Origin of the sequence: Sulfitobacter maritimus (assembly GCF_013346665.1) — a bacterium.
GTDB classification, from domain to species: Bacteria; Pseudomonadota; Alphaproteobacteria; order Rhodobacterales; family Rhodobacteraceae; genus Sulfitobacter; species Sulfitobacter maritimus.
The window spans coordinates 91,986-117,298 of sequence record NZ_JABVBB010000022.1 but is presented as its reverse complement, the minus strand read 5'-3'; the positions used below and the strand labels follow the sequence as shown (position 1 = coordinate 117,298).

The following is a 25,313-nucleotide window of genomic DNA, read 5'->3' as shown; positions in this document are numbered from 1 at the left end:
CCCATGTCGAGCTATGATGTCATCGTGATCGGCTCCGGCCCCGGCGGCTATGTTGCCGCCATCCGTTGCGCGCAACTGGGCCTGAAAACCGCCTGTGTGGAGGGCCGCGAGACATTGGGCGGCACCTGCCTCAACGTCGGCTGTATCCCCTCCAAAGCACTGCTGCATGCGACGCATATGCTGCATGAAGCCGAGCATAACTTTGGCGAGATGGGTTTGAAGGGAAAAAGCCCGTCGGTCGACTGGAAACAGATGCTGACCTATAAGGACAAGACCATCGAGACCAACACCAAGGGCATCGAATTCCTGTTCAAAAAGAACAAGATCGACTGGCTCAAGGGCTGGGGGTCGATCCCGGAAGCGGGCAAGGTGAAGGTCGGCGATGAGGTCCATGAGGCCAAGAATATCATCATTGCCAGCGGCTCCGAACCTGCCGCCCTCCCCGGCGTTGAGGTTGATGAGAAGGTGGTGGTGACCTCCACCGGTGCGCTGGAACTGGGCAAGATCCCGAAAAAGATGGTCGTGATCGGCGCAGGTGTCATCGGCTTGGAACTGGGCAGCGTTTACGCGCGTCTGGGGACCGAGATCACCGTGGTCGAATACCTCGACAAGATCACCCCCGGCATGGACCCTGAGGTGCAAAAGACCTTCCAGCGGATGCTGAAAAAGCAGGGGTTCAACTTCATCATGGGCGCTGCGGTGCAAAAGACTGAGGTGAACAATCAAAAGGCCAAGGTTGCGTACAAGCTGCGCAAGGACGACAGCGAGCATGAATTGGACGCCGATGTCGTGCTGGTCTCCACAGGCCGCAAGCCGGTGGTCAACGGGCTGGGGCTCGACAGCCTTGGCGTGAAACTGACCGAACGCGGCCAGATCGCCGTGAACGAGCAGTGGGAAACCTCTGTCAAAGGCGTCTACGCCATCGGTGACGTGATCGAAGGTCCGATGCTGGCGCATAAGGCCGAGGATGAAGGCATGGCCGCCGCCGAGGTGATCGCGGGCAAGCATGGCCATGTGAACTACGGCGTGATCCCCGGCGTAATCTACACCCACCCGGAGGTTGCCAGCGTAGGCGAGACCGAGGCGACGCTTAAGGAAGCGGGCCGGGAATATAAGGTCGGCAAGTTTTCCTTCATGGGCAACGCGCGGGCCAAGGCGGTCTTTGCCGGGGACGGTTTCGTCAAACTGATCGCTGACAAGGAAACCGACCGTATCCTCGGCTGTCACATCATCGGCCCCGGCGCGGGCGACCTGATCCACGAAGTCTGCGTCGCGATGGAATTCGGCGCCTCGGCGCAGGATCTCGCCATGACCTGCCACGCGCACCCGACCTATTCCGAAGCCGTGCGCGAAGCCGCACTGGCCTGCGGCGACGGTGCGATCCATATGTAAGCGATGCGGGGCGGGCCAAAGGTCCGCCCCTTTCGCGTTGCGCATGCTGCGTACGTTTGGGTCAGGGGGTTTTAAGACCCCCGTCCTACAACCTCCCCCGTCGCGACATTCACGGAAGACGAGGCCCTTCAGGGGTCATGTCGATACGTAGAGACATGCAGGGTGACGCCTGTCTTTTCCACCACCCTACGGCGGCGCCGCCACATTAGCAGCTTCCCAGATACGTAATTTTTTGATCCGCGGAGCAATGGCTTCAGCGGTCAACTGCCGTGCCGATAGAACGCGCGGGGCAGCGCCGGCTCGCGGGGTGGTGCTGAAAGGCGGCGCCCAGGGGGGGGCGGGTCATCCCGAAGGCATGCCATTGGCATGACGCTGCTCGGCCTGCGGCCGCGCGGACTACAGTGAGCTGTCCAACGCCTTCTCAGGTCGCCACCCGGCCTCACGCAGCAGCGCGTCGGAACGGCTCTCCACCTCTTCCTCCAACCGCGCCATGAACGTCCGCTTCTCCAATCCCGGCTCAATCGGCATCAAAAACTCCACCACCGCCAAACCCGGACGACGGTACAGCCCCCGACGCGGCCAGAAATGGCCCGCATTGGTCGCCGCTGGTACACAAACCTGCCCCAACTGGTCATAGAGCACCGCCGTGCCGACCTTATAGGGCGCGCTCAGGCCGGGTGCCACGCGGGTGCCTTGGGAGTAGATCACGATCTGCCCCGGCTCGCGCTGGCCGGATTGCACATCGGCCATCATCTTGGTGATCGCCTGCCCGCGTTTGCCCCGGTTGACGGCGATCATGCCCATGCGTTTGGCGTATTGCCCGATAACCGGGGTCCACAACACTTCGCGTTTCATAATGAACTTAGCCCGCGGCAGGGCATGAAAGATCATCAGAATATCGAGAAACGACTGGTGTTTCGCCGCCACCAAAACCTCGCCCTGCGGCACCTTTCCACGCACTTCGCAGCGCAGTCCGATCAGCCAACGCGCAGACCACATCGCCCAAGCGGCATAGGTCTTGCAGGCCCGATAGGCCCCGCGTTTGGAGAACATCGCCCAAGGCGCGAAGACCAGACCGATCAGCGGCATGGCGATGGTCACCTGCACGATGTAGATGATCGACCGGACCCATTGCAGCAGCTTCATGTCAATTCCCTCAAGGTACGCCGCGCGGCGGCCCCGGTGGCGATAAAGGCAACGGCCCCGATCAGCACAGGCACCAGCAGAGGCACCAGCCAATCTGCTCCGGCAAAGCCCAACCCCGTCAAAAAGCCGCCCGCCTCACCCGCGTCGGGCAAAAGGATCACTGCCGTCATGCCCAAAACCGTCCCAACAGCAGAGCCGAGCAAGGCCCGCAGCGTAAAGCGACGAATGAAAGCGCGCGCGATATAGTCGTCTTTCGCGCCGACCAGACGCAGCACCGCGATCACCTGCGCATTGGCCGCCAGAGCCGCCTGTGCTGCCAGTGTCACCATCGCGCCCACGGCAGTGGCGATCAGCAGCGTGGACAGCCAGCCAAGCAAGCGCAACCGGCTCGCGGCAGCGACCAGCGGCGCACGCCAACGGCTGTGGTCGTCCAGCACGGCCCCCGGCACCTCGGCCGAAAGGCGCAAGCGCAGGCCTACCGGGTCCAGCCCCGCGCCTTCTTCGACCACTTCAATCAAGCGTGGCACGGGCAGGCTGTCGATCGCCAGTTCCGGACCGAACCACGGCGCCAAAAGCGCCTCTTGCTCTGCGTCCGTCAGAGCGCGGGCCGAGGCCACGCCTTTGGTCGTTTCCAACACCTTCAGCGCCGCTTCGGTCTGTGCCGCACGCTGGTCCAAGGGTGCCACGATGCGCACCGTGGCGGATTGCGCCAACTCCTGCCCCCAGACCTTAGCCAACCGGCCCGAGGCCAGCGACAGCGCCAAAGCAAAGACCGCCAGAAAGGCCATTGCCCCGGCCGCAAAAAGCGTGAGTTGCGCGGTAAAACCCGAAGGTGGCACGACACGGTCAGCCTGCCTGTCGCCTTTGAAAATCGCGCGCAGAATACCTAGATCAAACCGCTTCACAGATCTGCCCCCGCCAATTGAATGCGCCGATTGGCAATGCGCAGCACCCGCGCCTGCACATGCGCTTTGGTGGCGCGGATCAGGCCCAGATCATGGGTGGCGATCAAGACGGTCTTGCCCATGCGGTTCAACTCTATCAGCAAGTGCAGCAGACGCTGAGACATCTCCCAATCGATATTGCCCGTCGGCTCGTCCGCCAAGATGACATCGGGCGACATGATGACGGCCCGCGCCAAGGCAGCCCGCTGCCGCTCCCCGCCCGAAAGCTCAGGCGGCAGCGCACCTGCCCTGTGGGTCAGCCCGACCCAAGACATTAACTCTTCGAGGTCAGTGCCAGCCGCTTCCGCATGACGGCCTGCCACGCTCAACGGCAGGGCGACATTCTCAGTCAGCGGCAGATGGTCGAGGAATTTGACATCCTGATGCACCACGCCGACGCGCCGCCGCACCATGGCAATGTCATCGCGGCCCATTTCGCGCACATCGGTGTTGAACAGGCGCACATGCCCCGCCGTGGGCAAAAGCGCCCCATAGCAAAGCTTCATCAAGGTGGTCTTGCCCGCGCCCGAAGGGCCGGTCAGAAAATGAAACGAACCGGGGGCGAGTTTCAGCGTGATGTCCGACAGCAATTCGCCCCCGCCATAGCTGTAAGCCACATTTTCGAGCTCTATCACGCCACCATCCTAAACACTTCGACCTGTTGTGCCTCAGCACCGGGAAGGATTCAATCACCCAGAACCCGGCACCCCGCCCAGATATCACTTTTCCTACGTAATTCTAGGACATATGCTGCTTGTTGACGATCCAGAAGCCCTGAATACTGTCAGGCTCGAACAACCCTAGGAAGTACCATGCGGCTGATCTGCCCGAACTGCGACGCGCAATACGAAGTCCCCGATGAGGTGATGCCAAAGAGCGGTCGCGATGTGCAATGTTCAAATTGCGGGCAAACGTGGTTTCAGCACCATCCCGACACCGCCCCCGAAGAGGACGACGCAGAGGAGCGAGCGGCTTTTGAGGCCAGTTTGGGCAGCCGCGATGAGGATGAGTTTGAAGATGACGAGCCGGAAGATGTCGTTGCAGGCGTAAACGAGGATGTGTCTTCTGAGCACCCCTTCCCCAATCTGAAGGCCGAGGCCGACGCCCCTGCCACACCGCCCCCCGCGCGGCGCCAGTTGGACCCTGCCGTGGCTGAGATCCTGCGCCAAGAGGCCGCCGCCGAGCAAGAAGCACGCCGCCGCCAGTCCGCCCCCTTGGAAAGCCAGCCTGAACTTGGCCTAGATGATGGCCTATCAGAGCCAGCGCCGCAACAGGCCACGCCCGATGAGGTAGAGCAGCCACAGGCTGAGGACACCGCAACCGCCGACACGGAGGCCGAGCGCCGCGCCCATGAAGCCCGCGTGCGAATGGCCCGGATGCGCGGTGAACCTGAGCCCGCAGGCCCGGAAGCCGCAGCCCCCGCCGCCTCCCGCCGGGCGTTGCTGCCTGATGTCGAAGAGATCAATTCAACCCTGCGCCATGACCGTGGCCAGAACGCAGGACCAACGCCCACCGCAGCGCTCGACACCCCACAGAAGGAGCGTAGCTCTGGGGGGTTCATGCGCGGCTTTGTCCTGATGCTAGCATTGGCGGCTGTCTTGTCGCTGATCTATGTCTATGCGCCGCAGATTGCGCAGTCTTTGCCGCAGGCCGATCCCTATCTGTCGTCCTATGTCGCCATGATGGATGACGCTCGGCTTTGGCTGGACGGTCAGTTGCAGGATTTGCTGGTCTGGCTCGACACGGTGGCCACCCAGTCTCAGGGCTGATCGCAGTTAAAACCGATCCAACAACCGGTTGAGGTAATCGCGCTCTAATTCGGGGCGCCCTGCCTCGCCCGAACGGCGGCGGATCTCATCGAGCAAGCGCCGTGCGCGGCCCTGATCGTCTGGTCCTTGGGCCAAGGGTGCATCGCTGCTATTAGCGCCATTCCCGCCCTGCTCGCGCCCCAGAGGATCACGCGCTTCTGCCCGCCGGTCACCTTGGGCGGTGCCTTGGCCCGGCTGGCCTTCACGTTGTTCCTGTTCCATCGCCTCGCCCAAGGAGCGCATTCCTTCGCGCAGTGCTTCCATCGCTTGGGCCTGATTGTCGATCGCCTCAGCCAATTCATCACGCCGCAGCGCCTCTCCGGCCCGGTCCATCGCCGCGCCCGCACGCCCCAAAGCATCGCGGGCAGCCTCGCCTTCGGGCGTGCCCTGCCCCGGCAAGCGGCTCTCTTGGCGGCGCAGCTCATCGCGCAGGGCTTGCTGACGCTCCGCCAATCCCTGCGGCGCAGGTTCCTCGCCCGGCGCGTCGCCTGCACCCGACTGGCCCTCATGCCGCTCACCACGGCCCTGACCGCCATCGCGGCCCTCATTGCCCTCATTCTCACCCGCATTCGCGCCGGGGTTGTACTGTTCCTGAAGATCGCGAAACGCTTGATCGCTCAACCCCTGCTGTTCGCGCAGCGTGTCTGACAGCCCCTCCATCGCCTGATCGCCCGGTGAGCCTTCGCCCTCGCCCGGCTGACCTTGGCTGACGCGCATGTTTTCCATCAATTCTTGAAGCTCGCGCAGCGCCTGTTCCGCCTCGGCCATGCGGCCCTGTTCCATCAGTTCCTGAATACGGTCCATCATGCGCTGCAGGTCATCCTGCGTCATCTGCATGGACTCGCCCTGCGGCTGCTGGCCTTCGCCCTCGCCTTCTTGCGCCTGCTGGCGCTGCAACTGCTTAAGGTACTCTTCGGTGGCGCGGCGGAGTTCTTCCATCAGCTCGGCAATCTCCGCATCCGACGCGCCGTTCTTCATCGCCTCGTTCAGCCGATCCTGCGCCCGGCGCATCCGCGCCAAAGCATCGGCCAAGACGCCCTCTTCCAGTTCAATCGCCAGCCCCCACATATCCTCGGCTATGTCGTCCTGCACCTCCGCATCCAGCCCATAGCGGGCGCGCAGTTCCAACCGCCGGATCAATTGCCGCAGCCGCAGTTGCATGACTTCCGAGCGCAGGTCCTCTCCCGGCGCATAGGTCACCGCCCGCAGCACCTGCGCAATGCGCGGCGCATTGCTACGCGACCACAGCAGATCGCGCCGCATTTCAATCACCGCAGCCGCTGCCGGGTCGAAAAACCGTCGCCCCGGCAGAGTCAGTTGGCTGACTTCGGTCACGCCCTGCTGTTCCGCCGCATCCAGCACCGAGAGTTGCAGCGACACCGGCAGGTTGGCCCAAGGGTGTTTGGAGAAATTCTCGATCAAGGCTTCGTCGAACTGCTGCCGCCCCCCAGCAATGGGCATCGGCAGCGGCACGACGATCTCGGCCCGCTGCTCGGGATCGACGGTCAAGCCATAGCGCCGGTCCACCGCAGCCAGATCAAGGCTGATCCGCGCTTCTCCGGCCTCGACCCCGTAATCATCCCGCGCCTGAAACGGCAAGCTCATCTCGCCCAAGGCCGTGACCTCTGGCGGTCCCATGCGCGTCACCTGTGGTGCTGCGTCTGGCAGCATCGTCACCTGCCACGCCCGCGCCCCCGGCCCCTCAATCGCAATCCGCCCGCTTTGGCGCAGCGTGAAATCCTGCGCCGGGTCCGACGCGTCTTCCGTTTCACGGCCCGAAACAGTCTCTGCCACCGACAACGCGCCCAATTCGCCATAAAGGCGCAGGGTAATCAGCGTTCCGGCTGGCAGCGACAGCGGTCCCGGCTCAAGGTCATTCAGATAAAGCGTCGGTTTGCCGGTATGGCGCGGCGGTTCTGCCCAGCCTTCCCAGACCGGGCCAGAGGCCAGCGCCGCGCCCGTCCCGCCGGGGGTCAGCGACACCTCCCCCAACCGCCAGACCGAGCCGAAAACCAAGGCCACGACAAAGGCCAACAACGCCACATAGCGCAGCGCATAAGGATCGGCCTTGGCCACCCGCAGATCGCCCTTGACCGGCTGCGCCTGTGCCGCCCGTTCTGCCATGCGCTTTTGATGGGCCTGCCACACGGCGGCAGAGGCCGCGTCGCCCGCGCCAATCGCCTGATCGTCCAGAAGCGCGCGGATCGGCCGCCCCGGCAGGCTGGCGTCCAACCGCGCCAAAGCCACCTGCTGCGATGGCACACGAAAGCGCCGCACCGCAAAGATCACCGTGCCAAGAAACGACAGACCAACCAGCGTCAGCACCGCCCAAAGCGGCGTGCCAGTGAGGCGCTCTTGCACCCCCATCATTAGCAGCGCCAACACCGCCAGACAAAGCGTCAGCATCGGCCAGAACGCCTGCACCAAGGTCTCTGCCAACATCCCCGCCCAGGTCAGCCGCAGCGGCCAACGCAACGCGCGCAGCCCTTCTGTCCTGTCAGTGGATGTCCGCATAGGTCACGCTCCTGCGCTCCAGCGGCGGGGTGCCGTCAGAGCCATTCAGGGATGGTATCGCGGTTTATCATTTCGTCAAAGCTCGGCCTTGGGCGGATAACCGCGAATTGATCGCCATTAACCAAAACTTCAGGGATCAGGGGCCGCGAATTATACTCGCTGCTCATCACCGCGCCATAGGCCCCGGCCGAGCGGAACGCCACCAGATCGCCGGACCCAAGCGCTGGCATCATGCGCTGTTTGGCAAACGTATCGCCCGACTCGCAGACCGGCCCGACAATATCCACCGGGCGCGGCTCGCCCCCCGGTGCAGGCTCATTCAGCGGCACGATGTCATGCCACGCATCATACATCGCGGGCCGGATCAGATCGTTCATCGCGGCATCAAGGATCAGGAAATCACGCCCTTCGCCGGATTTGAGATAGATCACCTCGCTCACCAAAACGCCTGCGTTGCCAGCAATCAGACGCCCCGGCTCAATCTCGACCTCGCAATCCAGATGCCCCAACACGCGTTGGACCATCGCGCCGTAGTCGGTGGGCAGTGGCGGTGCGGTATTGGAGCGTTCATAAGGAATGCCCAGACCGCCGCCCAAGTCCAACCGCCGGATGTTGTGCCCATCGGCGCGTAGCACCTCGGTCAGTTCCGCCACTTTGGTATAGGCCTGCTCAAAGGGGGCAAGATCGGTCAATTGGCTACCGATATGCACGTCGATGCCGACGATTTCCAACCCCGGCAGCTTAGCCGCCATGGCATAGACCTCGCGGGCGCGGGCGATGGGGATGCCGAACTTGTTCTCGCTCTTGCCGGTGGCGATCTTTGCATGGGTCTTGGCGTCCACATCCGGGTTCACACGGATGGTGATTGGTGCGACTTTGCCCAGCTCCCGCGCGACTTGATCGAGCAGGATCATCTCCGGTTCGCTTTCGACATTGAACTGCCGAATGCCCCCCGTCAGTGCCAGTTCCATCTCCGCGCGGGTCTTGCCCACGCCTGAGAAAACGATCTTGTCGCCCGGCACCCCGGCTGCTTTGGCCCGGCGGTATTCCCCGCCCGAGACGACATCCATCCCCGCCCCGGCCTGCGCCAGCGTGCGCAACACGGCTTGGTTAGAATTGGCCTTCATCGCGTAGCAGACCAGATGATCCATCCCCGAAAGCGCGTCATCAAACAGGTGGAAATGCCGCAGCAGCGTGGCCGTGGAATAGACATAGACCGGCGTGCCGACAGCGGCGGCGATCTCGGCCAAGCTTACATCCTCGGCGTGCAAGACACCGTCTTTATAGAGAAAATGATCCATCTGCGCGTCGCCCTATGTCGTCCCGGCTCTATTTGATTGGCGCTGTCCGCAGGAACAGATAGAGCGGCAGGCCACAGCTCACCCCAATACAGAACGTGGCGGGAATGGCAATCAGCGCGCGGAAATTGCGGCGCACGGCGACTTCAGCAATGATCCAAATGGTGAGCGTGACGGCAGCGATGGTCAGATCCCAGACCAGCCCGCTGGCGGCGGCATTGGCATGCCACGCATCGACCATGGTGCTCAGGCTCCAGCCCTCTGCGTTGAACCACGTGACGAAGTAATACATCGGATGGATCGCGCCCCAGAGTGCAAGGGCGAGGTAGAGCATCCGGAGCGGCGACATCTCAGAATGTCTTGGCCACGCCGACGGTGGCGTAGCCCGAAAGGCTAATACCCGGCGCAGGTGCCGGGGGCCTGTCCTGTTGCGGCGCCGGGGGCGTGCAAGCCGCCAGCACCAAAAGGCTCAGAAGGACCGCCGTGCCTCTCAACCGCCTATTCCCAAGGCGACTGAAAAGGGACCGCGTGCCACGCCAAGCGTCGTGCCAACTGCAACGCCAGAAGAGGACATGGTGACGCTCGTGCTGGCGGTGGGCCGCACTGGCTCGCCATCCGCTCCGCAGGCGGCGAGGGTCAGCAGAGAGAGGATCGCGAGGCTGCGTTTCACTTCAGGATTTCCTTCCAACGCGTGACTTGAGCACGCACCTGCGCAGGGGCGGTGCCGCCGTAAGACATGCGCGAGTTTACCGAATTATCGACGCCAAGCACATCGAAAACGTCCTTAGTGATCTCGCCATGGACCGACTGCATCTGCTTCAGCGTGAGGTCGGGCAGATCGCAACCCTGCTTCTCGGCCATGGCAACCAATGTGCCGGTCACGTGATGCGCGTCGCGGAAGGGCAGGTTCGGCACGCGTACCAGCCAATCGGCCAGATCGGTGGCGGTGGAGAAACCGGAGCCTGCCGCAGCGGCGAGGTTCTCACGTTCGGCGGTCATGTCGCCTACCATCCCGGTCATCGCGGCCAGCGCGAGCATCAGGTTGTCGGCAGCGTCAAAGACCTGTTCTTTGTCTTCCTGCATGTCCTTGGAATAGGCCAGCGGCAAGCCCTTCATCACCATCATCAGCGCGGTGTTCGCGCCAAAAATGCGGCCCACTTTGGCGCGGATCAGCTCGGCGGCATCGGGGTTTTTCTTTTGCGGCATGATCGAGGAGCCGGTCGAGAAACGGTCCGACAGCGCCACGAAGCGGAACTGCGCCGACGACCAGATCACCAGTTCTTCGGCGAAGCGCGACAGGTGCATCGCGCAGATGCTGGCCGCCGACATGAATTCCAACGCGAAGTCGCGGTCGCTCACGGCGTCGAGGGAATTCGCGGCGGGGCGGTCAAAGCCGAGCGCCTCTGCCGTCATCTCGCGGTCAATTGGGAAGGAGGTGCCAGCAAGTGCCGCCGCGCCCAGGGGACATTCGTTCATCCGTTTGCGCGCATCGCGGAAGCGCGACAGGTCGCGGCCAAACATCTCGACATAGGCCATCATGTGATGGCCCCATGTCACGGGCTGGGCGGTTTGCAGATGAGTGAACCCGGGCATCACCCAATCGGCTCCCGCTTCAGCCTGAGACAAAAGCGCGCGGATCAGCGCTTGCAGACCCTCATCAGCGGCGTCCAACTGGTCGCGCACCCAGAGTTTGAAATCCGTAGCGACTTGGTCATTGCGGCTTCGACCCGTGTGTAGGCGGCCTGCGGGCTCACCGATCAGCTCTTTCAGCCGCGCTTCGACGTTCATGTGGATGTCTTCCAGCGCAGCGGAGAACTCGAACCGGCCCTCTTCGATCTCTGACAAGATTGTGAGAAGCCCTTCCCGTATGGCTTCAGCATCGCTATCAGTCAGGATGCCTGTGGCTGCCAGCATGGCGGCATGGGCACGCGACCCTTTGATGTCTTGCGCGGCCATCCGTTTGTCGAACCCGATCGAGGCGTTAATCGCCTCCATGATCGCGTCCGGTCCGGCGGCAAAACGGCCACCCCACATCTTGTTCGAGGTCGTGTCGGTCATGTTGAATACCCTTGGAGGGACGTATGAAAAATCTCGTGCTCGGCTTCGTTTATACGCTGCTTGTCGCAGGTGCAAACCCCGCCCTTGCCGGAACGGCTGACATTGCCGGGCTGCGCGACGGGGACATGAAGAAACTCGTGATCCACGATGCACCCCAAGCCACCTCTGATGCGACATTTGAGCGTGAGGACGACAGCACGCCGATGACGCTGGCGGACTTTGAGGGCAAATATGTGCTGGTCAACTTCTGGGCCACGTGGTGCGCGCCCTGCCGCAAGGAAATGCCGCAGTTGAACGCGTTGCAAAAGGAATTTGGCGGCGATGACTTTCAGGTGCTGACCATCGCGACGGGGCGCAACTCGCCCGAGGGGATCAAGCGGTTCTTTGCAGAAGCGGGCGTCGACAGCCTGCCGCGTCACCAAGACCCAAAGCAAAAGCTGGCCAGCCAGATGGGCATCTTTGGCCTGCCCATTACCGTGCTGCTGGACCGGGAAGGCCGCGAGATTGCACGGTTGCAGGGGGATGCGGAATGGGATTCTGAAAGTGCGCGGGCGATTGTGGCTGCACTGATTGGGGATCAGGCCGAAGGGTAAGCTCCCCCCACCTGAATGTCCCGCTTGGCCGAAAGCCGGGCAGCGTCATGCTGTAAGCATGCCTGCGGCGTGGCCCGCTCGCGGGTCTGCGCCGCCGATCGTGGTCGGTAGCGGCGGTGATGACTTATGCGGCGTGCTGCAAAATCGCCGCTTCGGACGCCGACAAGTTCCGCCGCGCAAAGCTGCCATAGCTGTGGGGGTCAATCGCCAGATCGGGATAGGCTCGCAATAGCCGCAGCCGGTCTGGCTCGGCCAGCGCATCCAACGGGGCGGAGGCAGGATGGAAGCTCTCTGTCTCCACCCCATTGGCCCAGATCACCTGATGGCGGTCCATCATGACATGGATATAGGTCATCCCGCGCAAGCCCATATCCACCGTCACCGTGCTGTGGTTGACCAGATCTTTGGCCGATACCAAAACCTCATCCGTGCAGAACAATTCCCGCGCCTTGGCCCCGCCCAGCAGAATGCGATGCTCGGGCGAGACGACAAGACCGCTATCGGGAATCATATGACCCAAGGCCCCCGCCCGGAACCGCACCGGACGCAGGTGCGGCAGGGCATGGAACCGCGCGCCGGACATATGACGACGACCGATCCAATCAATCGGTTGCGCCCCATTGTCTTTGGTCTGGAGGAAATCGCCTTCGCGCAGGTCTTCGATCAGGGCAAGGCCGCGCGGCGTGCGCAGGCGGGTGCCGGGGGTAAAACAGATCACCCCCGCCTCTGCTCCCGGCTGCGCCGCACCAGCCATAGGCCACTGGCCCAGCGTATGGCGTACCACCCAAAGGTCGGTATTGCGCGGCGGCATTTCGTCGATGAACATCAGATACGGCTGACGCCCCTGGCCTGCGTCAATCACTGTCACGGTATAGGAGCAGGCCCCGTCCGTGACGAGAAAGCTGTTCTTCATTAAGGGTATATCATCACGCGCGGCGCGGACCTTGGGGGACAGATGGCCAGCCTCTTCCAAGGTTGCGCCAATCAAGCGATCCACCATACGTGCCGCGCGTTTGCGCAGTTCTGCGGCCTCGTCTGCCTGGTCCAGCCGCAACACGTCGGTCGGGCCATCCACGCGGATGACATCGCCGCGCCACGCCCAAGCTGACCCCACCTCAAGCGCCAAGAGCGGCGCGGCCTCAAGACCGTCGATCTCTGTTTGCGACCAGCTTATGACAAACGTGCCTCGAAAGCCCGTTTTCATTTTTGCTCTGCCTGCCTTACGTTTTTTATTACCATAAACCTAGCAGCGCACAGGGCATCGCGGAAGACAGGCAGAGCGCGTGTTTTCAATCTGTTGCAATTTGATTTTGCTCCCGGATTAAGAGGATTTGCACCGTGCGGACCCGCGACGCTTGTAAAACGCCAGCGTCTTGGTAACGTTGTTGCATCAAACTGCCGGAGGCTGCCCATGTCCGACCCCGACACCCCCCGCCCGTCCCGGCGCATCGTCTCGTCCCGTCACTTGGCCGAGGGCGAAGGATGGGAGGCGTCCGAACTCGAATACGGGATGATCATCGCCTATAACGCTTTTACCCGCTGGATGTCGCGCTGCATGGCGGCGGCGGGGAATGGCGATCTGACGCCGCTGGAAATCTTGGTGTTGCACAACGCCAATCACCGTGGTCGGGAAAAGCGGCTGACCGACATTTGTTTTCTGCTCAACATCGAAGACACGCATACGGTGAACTATGCGCTGCGCAAATTGGTAAAGGCCGAACTGCTGTCGGCTGAAAAGCGCGGCAAGGAGGTGTTCTATCGCACGTCAGAGGCCGGGGCCGAGCTTTGCGACGCCTACCGCGCGATCCGGCAGGCGTGTTTTTTAGACGGGCTGCCGCGCACCGATATCTCAGGCGAGGAACTGCGCCGGATTGCAGCGCAGCTTAGGGCGATGTCGGGGCAGTATGATCAGGCGAGCCGCGCGGCGGCGTCGCTGTAAGGACGACGGTCGGATCGCTTGCGCGATCCGACCGAAGGGGGCGCGGGCCCCGCTCTCTAAAAGGCTGAAGCCAGAGCGGGTTAGAGAAGCGCCGCCATGGCGCGGGCCGTGTCGTTCATTCGGTTTGAGAAGCCCCATTCATTGTCATACCAACTGACCACGCGGATCATTCCGCCATCTGTCACGCGAGTCTGATCGGGCGCAAAGATCGATGAATGAGGATCGTGGTTGAAATCACTGGAAACCAGCGGCGCGGATTCGGTTGCCAACACGCCTTTCAGCGCACCTTGCGCCGCCTTTGCAATCGCACCATTCACCGCTTCGGCTGTCGCAGGTTTGGCGGGCATGATGCACAGATCCACCAGCGAGACATTGGCAGTCGGCACGCGCACGGCAGACCCTTCGAGACGGCCTTTGAGATGCGGAATCACCTGAGAAATCGCAGCAGCAGCACCGGTGGAAGTCGGCACCATGGAAAGTGCCGCAGCCCGGCCCCGGTAAGGGTCGCGGTGGGGGCTGTCATGGGTGGGCTGGTCGCCGGTATAGGCGTGGATCGTGGTCATATAGCCGGTCTCGATCCCGAAGGTATCGTCAAGCACCTTGGCCACCGGCGCGAGGCAGTTGGTGGTGCAGGAGGCATTGGAAACGATCACATCCTCAGCGGTCAGCTCTTGATGGTTAACCCCATAGACCACAGTGCGGTCGACACCCTTGCCGGGGGCGGAAATGAGCACGCGTTTGCTGCCGTTCTCAAGATGTTTGGCCGCCGCATCGCGGGCGGTGAAAAAGCCGGTGCATTCATAGACGATATCAACGTCATCCCAAGGCAGTTTGGCCGGGTCGCGCTCGGCGGTCATACGGATTTTCTGCCCGGCAATGTGCAGCCTGTCGTCTTTTAGCTCGGCGTCCACCGTCAGACGGCCATGGACGGAATCGTATTTCAGAAGATGCAGCAGGTTCTCCGCGTCGGCGAGGTCGTTGATCGCAACGACTTCGAGACCGTCAAAGCCGTTCTCCACCAGAGCGCGTAATACGCAGCGACCGATGCGGCCGAAGCCGTTGATGGCGATTTTCGTGGTCATTGTATCCTCCGACGGCCCGGTCAACGGGCAGCTTGGTTAGCGCTAACATATGGGTGCAACATAGGGTGATTTAATGAGAAATCAACCGCTGATATGGGGGCTATGCGCTAAGTGGGGCTATGGTGGGCGCGGATTGCGCAGTTCTGCTGAACGCTGATGATTACGCTGGCGGTTCGTGTGAAGGGCGGTAAATTGGGACGACTTTAAAGATCGGATTCTTCGATGAGCCATGTACTGCACCGTAACCTGCGCGCCACGCAGCCTGTCATCGTCAAAGGTGAGGGAAATTACCTTATTGATGACAAGGGGATGCGCTATCTTGATGCTTGCGGGGGCGCGGCTGTGTCGAGCCTTGGCCATGACAATGCCGCCGTGCGTCAGGCGATTGCCGCGCAGCTGGACAAGCTTGCCTTTGCACACACGGGCCTGTTCACCAATCCACCTGCCGAGGATTTGGCCGATTATCTGATTGCCCATGCTCCTGAGGGAACAGGCGAAGGCCGGGTCATGTATCTGGGCAGCGGGTCGGAAGCGATGGAGGCGGCGCTGAAGCTGGCGCGGCAGTATCATCTGGAACGGGGCGATGCGGCGCGGGCAAAGATCATCGCGCGCAAGCCGAGCTATCACGGCAATACGCTCGGTGCGCTGGCGGTGGGCGGCCATGCGGGGCGGCGGGCGCCCTTTGCGCCGATGTTGATGGATGTAGAGCATATCGATGCGGCCTATGCGTATCGTCTCCAGCACGCGGGGGAGAGCGAGGCAGATTTTGCGCAGCGATTGGCGGAGCAGTTGGAGGCGCGGATCTTGGCGCTTGGGCCAGAGACTGTCGCGGCCTTTGTGGCAGAGCCGGTTGTCGGTGCGTCGCTCGGCTCGCAACCTGCGCCCGAAGGCTATTTCAAGCGGGTGCGCGAGATCTGTGACCGCCACGGCGTCTTGCTGATCGCGGATGAAGTCATGTGCGGCATGGGCCGGACGGGGAGCCTGTTTGCTCTGGAACAAGAGGGCATCTGTGCAGACATTACCACGATGGCCAAGGGGCTGGGCGCGGGCTATCAGCCGATCGCGGCGGTGATGGCCCGCGAGCGCGTGATTGATGCGATCTTGGCAGGCAGTGGCAGCCTGTGGAACGGCCATACCTATATGTCGCACGCCGTGGCCACGGCGGGAGCGCTCGCGGTTTTGCAAGAGGTTGAGCGGCGGGATCTGCTGGGCGCCGTGCGGGAGCGCGGGGCGCAACTGGAGGCAGCATTGCAGGCACGGTTTGGCCAGCACCCCCATGTCGGTGACATTCGTGGACGCGGGCTCTTTTGGTCGATTGAGTTGGTGGCCGAACGGGACGGGAAGACGCCTTTTGACGTGTCGCGCAATGTTGCAGGCAAGGTTCAGCGGGCGGCTATGCAGGCGGGGATGATCTGCTATCCGTCGCAGGGCTGCGCCGATGGCACGGCAGGGGATCATGTGTTGTTGGCCCCGGCCTTCACCTCAACCCCGCAGGAGATTGACCAGATCGTGCAGATGCTGGGTGACGCGGTCGACAAGGTCATCTCAGAAGGCTGACCCCTGCCCTAGCGCCCCTTGATACGGATCGAAAAAGAGCGCTGCGCCCCGGCGGGCGGGCGCGGGAAAGGTGCGGCTTTGCGGATCAAAGCCAAGGCCGCTTGATCAAGCGCCGAGGAGCCGGAACTGCGGGCCACGCTGGCCCGCGCAAGCTGGCCAGTGTTGCCCACGGAAAAAGCAATGACGGCAGTGCCGCGCGAGCGCACGCGGGGTTTGCCCGCGCGGGCGATGCGGGCCATGACCTGACCGGGGTAGTTGCTGGCCGCTGCATTGCCCGAGGGCGCGGCGGCTTGTTTCCGAGCGCCGGATTGGGTGGCATTGCCCGCCCGCGTGGCGGCTTGCGCGCCTTGGGTGTTGTTGCGCTTGGCGTTGCCACGGGCGGTTTGTTTTGGTTTTGGCTTGGGCGCAGGCTTGGGTTTGGCTTTTTGAGCCGCTTCGGCAGCGCGCACCGGATCGCGACGTTGGGGGCGTTGCGACAGGCGCGGTGCGGGGGTGTCCTCGGGCTCGGCCGTGAGCGTCTCGCTGGGCGGGGCGCTGGCGGTCTCTGTCGGGGCTGGTTGTGGCGTGACGGGGGGCAGGACGGGCGTTTCGCTTGCAGTCACGGCGGGGGGTGCGGCGACGATGGCCTCTGCCTTTGGCGCGGCGGCGATGATCTCTGCCTTTGGCGCGGCGGTTGGCGCGGGCTGCGTGGATTGCAGGGGTTCGACCGGTTGGGCCGGGGCGAGCGGCGCGGGTGCTTCGGCTTTCAGCGCCGTGGTCTCTGCCGGGGGCGTTGGCGTGATCTCCTCCACCGGCTGGGCGGTGAGCGTACCGGCGGACATATCCTCAAACCGGGTGCCAAGCTGTGCGGCGGCAGGCGCGCCCCCGCCTGCGATCTTGGCGCTGTTGTCGGGCTGTAGCCACTGGGACGCGCCCAGAACCACCCCGGCGGCAAGGCCGAGCGAGAGCAGTTTCACAAGGTTCGAGCCGGGGATCATTGCAGCGCCCTTTGCGTGACCAGCAACACCCGCCCTGCCCCGGCAGCACGCAACTCGCGGGTCAGCCGGACGAGCGTCTTCGCAGGCAGCGCCCGGTCCGGCAGCAGGCGCACGGCGGCGCGAGAGTCTTCGTCCAGTGATGCCAAGAAATCGACAGCGCTGGCGATGTCCTGTGCAGCATGAGTCAGACGTCCGTCTGGATGCACGACCAAAGCATCGGGCGGCGCACGGCCTTCGAGGTCTTGGGTCTCGATCAACTTAAGGTCAGGGTCAAGCGGCTGCGCGAGGGTGCCTGCGACCATGAAAAACACGAGCATCAGAAAGACGATGTTGATCAGCGCAATGGTCGGTTCGCGTTGCGCTTTGCGTTTGGCGAGCGGGCGCATCCTTAGCTCTCCAGAACCGTGACGCGCAGCGCAGGGAAAGCGCGCAGGGCGATGAGCAGGTCGGCCAGCCGCTGGCTTTCGACAGCGTCGGCGAGCGAGATCAGCAAGGGGGTGCCGTCTTTGGCTTCGGCCAAGGCGCTGTCGGTCAGATTGGTCAGCGCCAGCGCCTCGCCGTTCAACCGCAGGCTGTTGGCGCCCAACTGCATAAAATAGGGTTTCGTATCCGCTGTCGCGCCCGCACCAGAGGTCGCCGCCGTGAGTTCAATCTCGCTGAACTTGGAGAAGGTCGAGGTCAGCATAAAAAACAACAGCAAAAGGAAAATCACGTCGATTAGTGAGGTCATCGACAGGCGGTTGCGCCGGCGGCGTGGCCTAGCCATGGGCAGCCTCGGCCCGTGGCGCGGCGGGGGTTTGGCCGGGGTGCAGCACGGTCAGGATGGCTTTGTCTGCGATGACCCGTTCGTTTTCCATGCGCTGTTCCAGCCAACTCAGCACCAGCGCGGTGGGCATCGCGACGACCAGCCCCACGGCGGTGGTCAGCAGCGCCACCCAAATGCCGCCCGCAAGGATCGACGGATCGACCTGGGAACCTGCGTCTTGCAGCGCGCGAAAGGCTTCGATCATGCCCAGAACGGTGCCGAAAAGGCCAAGCAGCGGGGCGAGTTGTGCGACGGAATCGAGCAGGCGGAAGCCGCGTTCAAGCTTGGCAAACCGCAATTCGGCCTCGGCTTGCAGACGGGCCTGTCCGGCATCGGGGGTGGTCATCGCCATGCGGACCACTGGAACAAGGTAGCTTTTGGAGCGGCGCAACGCGGCCTCTGCCTGTGGCTTGTCGCCTTGCTCCCATGCGGTGACAGCCTGCGACAGCGCCTTGTGGCGGCCCACGGCGGCGGCGCGGAATTGCCATGTTTTGTAGAGCGCAACCGCAAGGGTCAGGACTGCCACGACCATCAGGATGACGACGACCGGTCCCCCGGTTTGAGCGATATCGCGCAGAGGGGCGAGCAGATCGGTCAGTTGATCCATTAGCCCAGCACCTCAATCTCGGTGCGGGATGTCAGGCTCAAATCGCTTTCGCAGATGCCAGCGTCAACCCCCTCGCCCGCGCAGGTCTGTGCGCCGTTAAAGAGGATGCGGCCCAAGTTCTCACAGGTGGTTTGCGGCACAACGAATTGGCGCACGCGGGGGCGGCCCACAGGGAGCGTGCCGAAATCGAACAGGGTCAGCCGGTCAACAGTGCCGTTTTGGTCGAAAAGCACGGTTTCATAGACTGCCTTTTCCAACGGCGTGTCGAGCGTGTTGGTGATCAGAAAGGTGAGTGTGCAGTTCGCGTCCGTCGTTTCGGCAGCGTTCAACTCGACCTGAAGCCCTGCGGGGGCGGGCGTTTCATCAACCGCAGCTTCGGCAAAAGCGCCTTGGGCAAGCAGGACGGGCAAAGCCACAAGGGCGGCGAGACGAGAATGCGACATTGGTGGCTCCCTGAGCGTTTCGAAAGGCGGGGCGCGGGAATGGTAGGTGCGCTCCGTATGAAATCTATGGCGGGTGCCTAACAAAAGGAAAAGCACTTCGCAATCCCGACCTTATTAGTCAGGTAAAAGAAAATGCGCTTTGCGGCGGCGCAATGCCGGAACTCCCACGCCATCCCTATTGTTTCCCCGGCAAAGGAGGACGACATGACCCTGCGATTTGAACAAATCCTCGCCGATGGCGTGGCCGAATGCTCCTATCTGCTCGGAGACGACGCCACCCATACCTGCGCTGTTGTCGATCCGCGCCCGGATGTGGGCATCTATATCGAAACCGCCCGGCGCTTTGGTATGGCGATCACCCATGTGTTTGAGACCCATATCCACGCTGACTTCTTGAGCGGCGCGCGGGAATTGGTGGACCGTTTGGGTAGTCAGGCTAAACTTTACGTCTCGACCGAGGGCAGGGCGGAGTATGGGTTTGACCACGAAGCCGTGCGCGATGGGGATGAGTTTACCTTTGGCGGGATGCGAATGAAGGCGCGCTTCACCCCCGGTCACACGCCGGAACACATGTCTTATATGCTCTATGACGGCGACAAGGACACGCCCTGGGGTGTTCTGTCGGGCGATGCGTTTTTCGTCGACAGCGTGGGGCGGCCTGATCTGTTGGGCGATGATGAGACCGAAGAGTTGACCGAAAAGTTGTTCCACACCGTGCGTGATGTGTTCATGGCGCTGCCGGATGATGTGATCATTTACCCCTGCCATGGCGCGGGGTCGGCCTGTGGGCCAAATATCGGCGACCGGATGTCTTCAACCATCGGTTATGAACGGCGATTTAACAGCTATGCCAAGATCGAAGACCTCGATGAATTTAAGGACACCATGCTGAACGACGCGCCGCCGGTGCCCTCGCATTACCCGCGTATGAAAAAGGTGAATGCAAAGGGGCCGGAGGTGCTGCGCAACCTGCCACGCATTCCGCCGATGACAGTGGATGCCTTTGCCAAGGTGGCCGAGGACGGCGCGCAATTGTTGGACCTGCGCGATATGATGGGGTTTGGCGGCGGCCATATCAGCGGCAGCCTGAACATCGGCCTGCGGCCCGAATTGTCGGTCTGGGCGGGCTGGTTGTTGGACCCGGAACGGCCCCTCTATCTTGTGACAGAGTCGGACGCAGAGGTAGATGACGCGCTGCGCCTGCTCTGGCGGACGGGGTTCACGAAGTTTGGCGGCTACCTTGCCGGCGGCATCGGCGCTTGGCGTGAGGCCGGGCGCGGTTTGGCGCAGATCCCGCAGATGTCAGTGCATGACCTGAAGGACGCGAAAGACGTCACGCCGCTGGATGTGCGCAAACCGGATGAATGGGAGAGCGGCCATATCCCCGGCGCGACCCATGCGTTTTTGGGCGCGTTGCGCGACGAGCTGGATACCCTCGACAAATCTGCGCCCTACGCCACCTATTGTGCGAGCGGGTTTCGCGCCAGCATCGCGGCGAGCCTTCTGCGGGCCCATGGCTTCACTGACATTCGCAGCGTGCCGGGCAGTTGGAAGGCTTGGACTGCCGCTGGCTATCCCGCCCAAAAAGGAGAGTAACCCATGACAGACGATACGCAAAAGATCGCGACGATTGACCCTAACCACACGGTCGCCCTGTTCACCCCGGATACCGAGGCGCTGAAACAGACAGCCTCAGCGGGGGTGAAATCTGTGGTGAACTTTCAGGCCGAGGGCGAGAAAGGCGCGCTCAGCCCGGACGAAGAACGGCAACAGGCAGAGCGTTTGGGGCTGAACTATCTTCATCACCCGGTGACCGCTGACAGTCTGAACGCAGCTTTGGTTGATGATTTCCGTCGCGCGTTGGACGACCTGCCGCAACCGGTCTTTCTGCACTGTGCCTCGGGCAAACGTGCGGGCGCGATGACGCTGATGGCGCTGGCTGCGGACAAAGGATGGGACGGTGAGACCGCGCTGCAGGAAGGCAAAGCACGCGGCATTGATCTGACACAAGAGAAGATCGGCCAGTTCGTCAAATCCTATGCGGATGACAAGGCGAACGTCTGAAGGAGCGCTGCGAATGGCCCACCTCTGGCGCGTCCGGATATACCGGACGTGCTTTTTCAGGGCCGAGCGCAGTAGAGACCGTGCAGCGTTTCCAGCACAGCGGCGGCCTCATGGCCCTTTATGCTGTAAAAGATCGTCTGTCCGGCGCGGCGGCCTTCGACCATGCCGGCCTCTTTCAGCTTTTTTAACTGCTGCGACATGGTGGATTGCGACACCCCGCAGACTTCGGCCAAGTCCCCTACTGATCTTTCCCCGTCCAACAAACGGCAAAGGATCTGCAAACGCGCTTCTGAGGCCAGCATGGTCATCAATGCGGCAGCGGCTGCGATATCGCCTTCAAGAAAGTCGTCTGCGTTTTTCATATTACGTCCATTGAATATTACGCACCTTGAATATATAGTTTCAGACAGAGGCATACAAGGCCCGCTCGAAACATGCCACGGGCGCATCATGGAGATGAGAAATGGAAACCGAATTTACCCCTTGGCTGTCGCTCGGCGGCGGCATGATGATCGGGGCGTCGGCAGTGTTGCTGATGGCCACCAACGGACGCATCGCGGGCATCAGCGGCCTGACGGCCAAAATCTTTACCCGCAGCAGTGACACTGAGGCACGCGGTGTCTCGGCCCTTTTCGTGCTCGGGTTACTCTTGGCCGCGCCGTTGTGGTTGCTGGTGTCAGGCGGATGGCCAGAGCAATGGGTGCCGTCTAGCCCGGCCTTGATGGCCCTTGCGGGTCTGCTCGTCGGCTTTGGCGCGAGCTATGGCAATGGCTGCACCTCGGGCCATGGGGTCTGCGGGATCAGCCGTGGCTCGGCGCGGTCCATCGTGGCAACTGTGACCTTTATGGTGACGGCCTTTGCCACGGTTTTCGTCATGCGTCATTTGATCGGAGCTTGATATGAAACAGCTTTTTGCACTCCTCTCTGGCCTGATCTTTGGGCTTGGTCTGATTGTCTCAGGCATGGCAAACCCGGCGAAGGTCCTCAACTTTCTTGACGTCTTTGGCACTTGGGATCCAAGTCTTGCCTTTGTCATGGGCGGCGCCATTGCTGTGACTGCGCCCGGCTTTGCGCTGCTGTTCCGCAACCGGCAGACGCCACTTTTTGACAGCAAGTTCCGGGTGCCGACCCGCACCGATCTAGAGCCGAAGCTGCTGACCGGTGCAGCCATCTTTGGCATTGGCTGGGGGTTGGGCGGTTTCTGCCCCGGCCCCGCGCTGACCTCATTGCCTGTTGCGGCGACCGGCACGCTGATCTTCGTCCCTTTCATGCTCATCGGCATGTGGGCCGCGCGTCATACGCCTGACATCACCCCAAACGCGAAAGGAGCCGCATCATGAGCGATCCGCTGAACTCTCCCATTGTCCGTCATTCCCCGTCCACCGGCGCGGGCAGTCCTGATGTCTGGGGCATTTACGAGCCGGACACCGGGTCGATCCAATATGTCTGCGCCGATCCTGCCACCAAGCAGGCTGCGCTGATTGATGTGGTCTGGAACTTTGACCCTAAAAACTACCGCTTCTCGACCGAAAGCATGGATCAGGTGCTGGCTTTGGTGGAGGATAACGGGCTGACTGTGCAATGGGTGCTGGACACACACCCCCACGCGGATCACGTCATGGCCTCGGCCCATCTAAAAGAGCGGACAGGCGCGCCCAATGCGATCGGCGCCTTGGTGCCGCAGATCGCCAAGATTTGGGCCGATCTTTACAATCTGCCCAATGCGTTCGATCCGGATCGGGATTTCGACCACCTGTTTGAAGAAGGCGAGGTCTTTAAGATTGGAGAGTTGGACGTCAAAGTGATGCTGTCGCCCGGCCACACGTTGGGCTCGATTTCCTATGTTTGTGGCGATGCGGCCTTTGTGCATGACACGTTGATGCAACCAGATGCAGGCACGTCGCGCTCGGACTTTCCCGGCGGCAAGACGACGGAGCTTTGGGATTCGATCCAAGACATTCTCGCCCTGCCCGGCAACACGCGCCTTTATATCGGCCACGACTACGGCACCAAAGAGCGCAAAGAGCCGATGTGGGAAGCCACTGTTGATGAGCACAGGGCGAACAACATTCACGTGAAGGATGGCACCCAGCGCGAGGACTTTATCGAGCGCCGCCAGACCCGCGATGCGACGTTATCACTCCCGAACCGAATCCTTGCAGCCTTGCAGATCAACCTGCGCGGCGGGCGCTTGCCTGCGGCAGAGGATGACGGCCATCACTATCTGAAGCTGCCGGTTAACCGGTTCGATTGAGCTTGACCGGGCGGCCCTTCGGGGCTGCCCAATTTGTTAGACGGACACCCCACATGACCCTGCCCCCGCTTGCGCAATACCTGCCGATCCTTGACTGGGGACGGCGCTATGACCGTGGCCAGTTCACTGGCGACATGGTCGCGGCGGTGATCGTGACGATCATGCTGATCCCACAGTCGCTGGCCTATGCGCTGTTGGCAGGGATGCCACCTGAGGCCGGGATTTATGCATCCATCGCGCCCATTGTGCTCTATGCGATTTTTGGCACCAGTCGGGCGCTGGCGGTGGGGCCGGTTGCGGTAGTGTCATTGATGACGGCGGCTGCGGTGGGCAATATCGCCGAGAGCGGCACGGCAGGCTATGTGACGGCGGCGCTGACACTGGCGTTCCTGTCGGGCGCGATGTTGCTGGCTCTGGGGCTCTTCCGGTTGGGGTTCTTGGCGAACTTCCTGTCGCATCCGGTCATTGCAGGCTTCATCACCGCATCCGGTATTCTGATCGCCGCGAGCCAGCTGCGGCACATACTGGGGATCGAGGCGGAGGGGCATACGCTGCCGCAGATCATCGCTAGCCTTTGGGAGCATCTGGGGGAGGTTAATCTGATCACCGTCCTGCTGGGCGTTTCTGCGACAGGCTTTTTGTTTTGGGTGCGGGGTGGGTCGAAACCTTTGTTAAGGCGTATCGGGCTGGGGCCGCGGATGGCGGATATCGGAGCCAAGATGGGGCCGGTGTTGGCGATTGTTGGCACGACGCTGGCAGTCTGGGCCTTCGATCTCGGCGCAAAGGGCGTCGCGATTGTAGGCGAAGTGCCACAAAGCCTGCCGCCGCTGACCCTGCCCTCCTTCTCCCCCGACCTGCTGTCGCAGCTTTTCGTGCCTGCTTTGCTGATCTCGATCATCGGCTTTGTCGAAAGCATCTCGGTCGCGCAGACCTTGGCGGCCAAGAAACGGCAGCGGATTGACCCGGATCAGGAGTTGATCGGGTTGGGCAGCGCCAACCTTGGCGCGGCCTTTACCGGGGGTTTCCCGGTCACCGGGGGGTTTTCACGCTCGGTGGTGAACTTTGATGCGGGCGCAGAGACACCGGCTGCGGGTGCTTTTACCGCTGTGGGGCTGGCGCTTGCTGCGCTGTTTCTGACGCCGCTGATCTACTTCCTGCCCAAGGCAACATTGGCCGCCACGATCATTGTCGCGGTGTTGAGCCTTGTCGATTTCTCCATCCTCAAACGCGCTTGGGCGTTCAGCCATGCGGATTTCGCTGCCGTGAGCGTGACGATCCTCCTCACGCTGATCTTTGGTGTCGAAGCGGGGGTGAGTGCGGGGGTGATTACCTCCATCCTTGTGCATCTTTACAAAACCTCGCGCCCGCATATGGCGGTTGTGGGCCGGGTGCCGGGGACCGAGCATTTCCGCAATGTGCTGCGCCATGAGGTCGAGACCCAGCCACATGTGCTGTCGCTGCGGGTGGATGAGAGCCTCTATTTCCCCAACGCCCGCTTTTTGGAAGATCAGCTGGGCCGTTTCGCTGCCGAAAAACCAGAGCTGACGGATGTCGTGCTGATGTTCCCGGCGGTGAATGAGATCGACCTTTCTGCGCTGGAGTCGCTGGAAGCGATTAATACGCGGCTGAAGGATGCCGACATTCGTCTGCATCTGAGCGAGGTCAAAGGTCCGGTTATGGACCGTCTGCAACGCAGTCATTTCCTTGATGAGCTAACAGGCGAGGTGTTCCTGAGCCAGCACGCGGCGGTTTGCGCTTTGGCGAAGGAGGATGATGCGGCTGGCAATATCGTAAGCAAGACCGGAACCGCCCCGCCCCCGGCGCGTTAGGCT

At 62.2% G+C, this 25,313-nt stretch carries 27 protein-coding genes; 11 read left to right on the top strand and 16 right to left on the bottom strand.

Features of this window, described 5'->3' with window-relative positions; genetic code table 11:
* Positions 1–3: 3 nt before the first annotated feature.
* Positions 4–1,392 (top strand): dihydrolipoyl dehydrogenase, encoded by a 1,389-nt coding sequence (lpdA, locus tag HTT03_RS06780; RefSeq protein ID WP_174859121.1) that lies wholly within the window; start codon positions 4–6, stop codon positions 1,390–1,392.
* Positions 1,393–1,788: 396 nt separating this feature from the next.
* On the opposite strand, the gene HTT03_RS06775 is transcribed toward lpdA, so the two are convergent.
* The 3 genes from HTT03_RS06775 to HTT03_RS06765 are packed head-to-tail and all read right to left on the bottom strand — an operon-like array spanning position 1,789 to position 4,117.
* Positions 1,789–2,538, bottom strand: a complete 750-nt coding sequence (locus tag HTT03_RS06775) for a lysophospholipid acyltransferase family protein (RefSeq protein ID WP_174859120.1) — start codon at positions 2,536–2,538, stop codon at positions 1,789–1,791.
* Positions 2,535–3,443, bottom strand: a complete 909-nt coding sequence (locus HTT03_RS06770) for an FtsX-like permease family protein (RefSeq protein WP_174859119.1) — start codon at positions 3,441–3,443, stop codon at positions 2,535–2,537. The genes HTT03_RS06775 and HTT03_RS06770 overlap by 4 nt, the downstream gene beginning before the upstream one ends.
* Positions 3,440–4,117: an ATP-binding cassette domain-containing protein gene (locus HTT03_RS06765; RefSeq protein ID WP_174859118.1), complete on the bottom strand. Its 678-nt coding sequence runs from the start codon at positions 4,115–4,117 to the stop codon at positions 3,440–3,442. The genes HTT03_RS06770 and HTT03_RS06765 overlap by 4 nt, the downstream gene beginning before the upstream one ends.
* Before the next feature lie 177 nt (positions 4,118–4,294).
* Between HTT03_RS06765 and HTT03_RS06760 the strand changes: the two genes are divergently transcribed.
* Entirely contained in the window at positions 4,295–5,251 is a 957-nt protein-coding gene (locus HTT03_RS06760; RefSeq protein WP_174859117.1) for a zinc-ribbon domain-containing protein, read from the top strand.
* A 6-nt stretch (positions 5,252–5,257) separates the two neighbouring features.
* Here HTT03_RS06760 and HTT03_RS06755 read toward each other — a convergent pair whose 3' ends face one another.
* The 5 genes from HTT03_RS06755 to argH all read right to left on the bottom strand — a co-directional run bounded on the left by HTT03_RS06755 (position 5,258) and on the right by argH (position 11,160).
* Positions 5,258–7,804, bottom strand: a complete 2,547-nt coding sequence (locus HTT03_RS06755; RefSeq protein WP_174859116.1) for a DUF4175 domain-containing protein — start codon at positions 7,802–7,804, stop codon at positions 5,258–5,260.
* A 35-nt stretch (positions 7,805–7,839) separates the two neighbouring features.
* Positions 7,840–9,105, bottom strand: a complete 1,266-nt coding sequence (gene lysA / locus HTT03_RS06750) for a diaminopimelate decarboxylase (RefSeq protein ID WP_174859115.1) — start codon at positions 9,103–9,105, stop codon at positions 7,840–7,842.
* A gap of 28 nt (positions 9,106–9,133) precedes the next feature.
* A complete protein-coding gene (locus tag HTT03_RS06745; protein ID WP_174859114.1) occupies positions 9,134–9,451 on the bottom strand; it encodes a DUF2834 domain-containing protein in 318 nt (105 codons plus the stop codon).
* Positions 9,452–9,592: 141 nt separating this feature from the next.
* Positions 9,593–9,772, bottom strand: a complete 180-nt coding sequence (locus HTT03_RS06740; protein WP_174859113.1) for a hypothetical protein — start codon at positions 9,770–9,772, stop codon at positions 9,593–9,595.
* Entirely contained in the window at positions 9,769–11,160 is a 1,392-nt protein-coding gene (argH, locus tag HTT03_RS06735; protein WP_174859112.1) for an argininosuccinate lyase, read from the bottom strand. The genes HTT03_RS06740 and argH overlap by 4 nt, the downstream gene beginning before the upstream one ends.
* Before the next feature lie 23 nt (positions 11,161–11,183).
* On the opposite strand from argH, the gene HTT03_RS06730 reads away from it, so the two are divergent.
* Positions 11,184–11,753 (top strand): TlpA disulfide reductase family protein, encoded by a 570-nt coding sequence (locus tag HTT03_RS06730; protein WP_174859111.1) that lies wholly within the window; start codon positions 11,184–11,186, stop codon positions 11,751–11,753.
* A gap of 124 nt (positions 11,754–11,877) precedes the next feature.
* Here HTT03_RS06730 and HTT03_RS06725 read toward each other — a convergent pair whose 3' ends face one another.
* Positions 11,878–12,957 (bottom strand): Hint domain-containing protein, encoded by a 1,080-nt coding sequence (locus tag HTT03_RS06725; protein WP_174859110.1) that lies wholly within the window; start codon positions 12,955–12,957, stop codon positions 11,878–11,880.
* Between the two features lie 207 nt (positions 12,958–13,164).
* Between HTT03_RS06725 and HTT03_RS06720 the strand changes: the two genes are divergently transcribed.
* On the top strand, positions 13,165–13,692 hold the full coding sequence (locus tag HTT03_RS06720) for a winged helix DNA-binding protein (RefSeq protein ID WP_174859109.1): 528 nt from the start codon (positions 13,165–13,167) through the stop codon (positions 13,690–13,692).
* Between the two features lie 80 nt (positions 13,693–13,772).
* Here the strand turns inward: HTT03_RS06720 and gap are convergent, their stop codons facing one another.
* A complete protein-coding gene (gene gap / locus HTT03_RS06715) occupies positions 13,773–14,774 on the bottom strand; it encodes a type I glyceraldehyde-3-phosphate dehydrogenase (RefSeq protein ID WP_174859108.1) in 1,002 nt (333 codons plus the stop codon).
* Between the two features lie 222 nt (positions 14,775–14,996).
* On the opposite strand from gap, the gene HTT03_RS06710 reads away from it, so the two are divergent.
* Positions 14,997–16,331, top strand: coding sequence for an aspartate aminotransferase family protein (locus HTT03_RS06710; RefSeq protein ID WP_174859107.1), 1,335 nt, complete (start codon positions 14,997–14,999; stop codon positions 16,329–16,331).
* Between the two features lie 8 nt (positions 16,332–16,339).
* Here HTT03_RS06710 and tolA read toward each other — a convergent pair whose 3' ends face one another.
* The 5 genes from tolA to HTT03_RS06685 are packed head-to-tail and all read right to left on the bottom strand — an operon-like array spanning position 16,340 to position 19,163.
* Positions 16,340–17,308: a cell envelope integrity protein TolA gene (tolA, locus tag HTT03_RS06705; protein WP_174859106.1), complete on the bottom strand. Its 969-nt coding sequence runs from the start codon at positions 17,306–17,308 to the stop codon at positions 16,340–16,342.
* Entirely contained in the window at positions 17,305–17,694 is a 390-nt protein-coding gene (locus HTT03_RS06700) for an ExbD/TolR family protein (protein ID WP_174859105.1), read from the bottom strand. Before HTT03_RS06700 ends, tolA begins: the two co-directional genes overlap by 4 nt.
* A 2-nt stretch (positions 17,695–17,696) precedes the next feature.
* A complete protein-coding gene (locus tag HTT03_RS06695) occupies positions 17,697–18,074 on the bottom strand; it encodes a biopolymer transporter ExbD (protein WP_174859104.1) in 378 nt (125 codons plus the stop codon).
* On the bottom strand, positions 18,067–18,720 hold the full coding sequence (locus HTT03_RS06690) for a MotA/TolQ/ExbB proton channel family protein (RefSeq protein WP_174859103.1): 654 nt from the start codon (positions 18,718–18,720) through the stop codon (positions 18,067–18,069). Before HTT03_RS06690 ends, HTT03_RS06695 begins: the two co-directional genes overlap by 8 nt.
* The gene (locus HTT03_RS06685; protein WP_174859102.1) at positions 18,720–19,163 is read right to left on the bottom strand and encodes a hypothetical protein; all 444 of its coding nucleotides are present in this window, start codon (positions 19,161–19,163) and stop codon (positions 18,720–18,722) included. Before HTT03_RS06685 ends, HTT03_RS06690 begins: the two co-directional genes overlap by 1 nt.
* A gap of 204 nt (positions 19,164–19,367) precedes the next feature.
* Here HTT03_RS06685 and HTT03_RS06680 point away from each other — a divergent pair, with 204 nt between their 5' ends.
* Positions 19,368–20,759 carry an MBL fold metallo-hydrolase gene (locus HTT03_RS06680; protein WP_174859101.1) on the top strand — a complete coding sequence of 464 codons (1,392 nt, stop codon included), beginning with the start codon at positions 19,368–19,370 and terminating at the stop codon, positions 20,757–20,759.
* A 3-nt stretch (positions 20,760–20,762) separates the two neighbouring features.
* Entirely contained in the window at positions 20,763–21,227 is a 465-nt protein-coding gene (locus HTT03_RS06675; protein WP_174859100.1) for a protein tyrosine phosphatase family protein, read from the top strand.
* Between the two features lie 56 nt (positions 21,228–21,283).
* On the opposite strand, the gene HTT03_RS06670 is transcribed toward HTT03_RS06675, so the two are convergent.
* Positions 21,284–21,589 (bottom strand): ArsR/SmtB family transcription factor, encoded by a 306-nt coding sequence (locus HTT03_RS06670; RefSeq protein WP_174859099.1) that lies wholly within the window; start codon positions 21,587–21,589, stop codon positions 21,284–21,286.
* A gap of 101 nt (positions 21,590–21,690) precedes the next feature.
* Between HTT03_RS06670 and HTT03_RS06665 the strand changes: the two genes are divergently transcribed.
* From HTT03_RS06665 to HTT03_RS06650, 4 genes are read left to right on the top strand one after another with little or no spacing between them, the layout of a single operon-like run.
* Positions 21,691–22,125, top strand: coding sequence for a YeeE/YedE family protein (locus HTT03_RS06665; RefSeq protein WP_174859098.1), 435 nt, complete (start codon positions 21,691–21,693; stop codon positions 22,123–22,125).
* A 1-nt stretch (position 22,126) separates the two neighbouring features.
* Positions 22,127–22,567 carry a YeeE/YedE family protein gene (locus HTT03_RS06660; RefSeq protein WP_174859097.1) on the top strand — a complete coding sequence of 147 codons (441 nt, stop codon included), beginning with the start codon at positions 22,127–22,129 and terminating at the stop codon, positions 22,565–22,567.
* Positions 22,564–23,481: an MBL fold metallo-hydrolase gene (locus HTT03_RS06655; RefSeq protein WP_174859096.1), complete on the top strand. Its 918-nt coding sequence runs from the start codon at positions 22,564–22,566 to the stop codon at positions 23,479–23,481. Before HTT03_RS06660 ends, HTT03_RS06655 begins: the two co-directional genes overlap by 4 nt.
* A 53-nt stretch (positions 23,482–23,534) precedes the next feature.
* Positions 23,535–25,310 carry a SulP family inorganic anion transporter gene (locus HTT03_RS06650; protein ID WP_174859095.1) on the top strand — a complete coding sequence of 592 codons (1,776 nt, stop codon included), beginning with the start codon at positions 23,535–23,537 and terminating at the stop codon, positions 25,308–25,310.
* Positions 25,311–25,313 lie beyond the last annotated feature (3 nt).

Excerpts from the sequence above, each read along its gene's own strand:
- lpdA (WP_174859121.1), top strand. The coding sequence starts at position 4 with ATGTCGAGCTATGATGTCATCGTGATCGGCTCCGGCCCCGGCGGCTAT.
- HTT03_RS06775 (WP_174859120.1), bottom strand. The coding sequence starts at position 2,538 with ATGAAGCTGCTGCAATGGGTCCGGTCGATCATCTACATCGTGCAGGTG.
- HTT03_RS06760 (WP_174859117.1), top strand. The coding sequence starts at position 4,295 with ATGCGGCTGATCTGCCCGAACTGCGACGCGCAATACGAAGTCCCCGAT.
- HTT03_RS06755 (WP_174859116.1), bottom strand. The coding sequence starts at position 7,804 with ATGCGGACATCCACTGACAGGACAGAAGGGCTGCGCGCGTTGCGTTGG.
- lysA (WP_174859115.1), bottom strand. The coding sequence starts at position 9,105 with ATGGATCATTTTCTCTATAAAGACGGTGTCTTGCACGCCGAGGATGTA.
- HTT03_RS06745 (WP_174859114.1), bottom strand. The coding sequence starts at position 9,451 with ATGTCGCCGCTCCGGATGCTCTACCTCGCCCTTGCACTCTGGGGCGCG.
- argH (WP_174859112.1), bottom strand. The coding sequence starts at position 11,160 with ATGACCGACACGACCTCGAACAAGATGTGGGGTGGCCGTTTTGCCGCC.
- HTT03_RS06730 (WP_174859111.1), top strand. The coding sequence starts at position 11,184 with ATGAAAAATCTCGTGCTCGGCTTCGTTTATACGCTGCTTGTCGCAGGT.
- HTT03_RS06725 (WP_174859110.1), bottom strand. The coding sequence starts at position 12,957 with ATGAAAACGGGCTTTCGAGGCACGTTTGTCATAAGCTGGTCGCAAACA.
- HTT03_RS06720 (WP_174859109.1), top strand. The coding sequence starts at position 13,165 with ATGTCCGACCCCGACACCCCCCGCCCGTCCCGGCGCATCGTCTCGTCC.
- gap (WP_174859108.1), bottom strand. The coding sequence starts at position 14,774 with ATGACCACGAAAATCGCCATCAACGGCTTCGGCCGCATCGGTCGCTGC.
- HTT03_RS06710 (WP_174859107.1), top strand. The coding sequence starts at position 14,997 with ATGAGCCATGTACTGCACCGTAACCTGCGCGCCACGCAGCCTGTCATC.
- tolA (WP_174859106.1), bottom strand. The coding sequence starts at position 17,308 with ATGATCCCCGGCTCGAACCTTGTGAAACTGCTCTCGCTCGGCCTTGCC.
- HTT03_RS06700 (WP_174859105.1), bottom strand. The coding sequence starts at position 17,694 with ATGCGCCCGCTCGCCAAACGCAAAGCGCAACGCGAACCGACCATTGCG.
- HTT03_RS06695 (WP_174859104.1), bottom strand. The coding sequence starts at position 18,074 with ATGGCTAGGCCACGCCGCCGGCGCAACCGCCTGTCGATGACCTCACTA.
- HTT03_RS06690 (WP_174859103.1), bottom strand. The coding sequence starts at position 18,720 with ATGGATCAACTGACCGATCTGCTCGCCCCTCTGCGCGATATCGCTCAA.
- HTT03_RS06685 (WP_174859102.1), bottom strand. The coding sequence starts at position 19,163 with ATGTCGCATTCTCGTCTCGCCGCCCTTGTGGCTTTGCCCGTCCTGCTT.
- HTT03_RS06680 (WP_174859101.1), top strand. The coding sequence starts at position 19,368 with ATGACCCTGCGATTTGAACAAATCCTCGCCGATGGCGTGGCCGAATGC.
- HTT03_RS06675 (WP_174859100.1), top strand. The coding sequence starts at position 20,763 with ATGACAGACGATACGCAAAAGATCGCGACGATTGACCCTAACCACACG.
- HTT03_RS06670 (WP_174859099.1), bottom strand. The coding sequence starts at position 21,589 with ATGAAAAACGCAGACGACTTTCTTGAAGGCGATATCGCAGCCGCTGCC.
- HTT03_RS06665 (WP_174859098.1), top strand. The coding sequence starts at position 21,691 with ATGGAAACCGAATTTACCCCTTGGCTGTCGCTCGGCGGCGGCATGATG.
- HTT03_RS06660 (WP_174859097.1), top strand. The coding sequence starts at position 22,127 with ATGAAACAGCTTTTTGCACTCCTCTCTGGCCTGATCTTTGGGCTTGGT.
- HTT03_RS06655 (WP_174859096.1), top strand. The coding sequence starts at position 22,564 with ATGAGCGATCCGCTGAACTCTCCCATTGTCCGTCATTCCCCGTCCACC.
- HTT03_RS06650 (WP_174859095.1), top strand. The coding sequence starts at position 23,535 with ATGACCCTGCCCCCGCTTGCGCAATACCTGCCGATCCTTGACTGGGGA.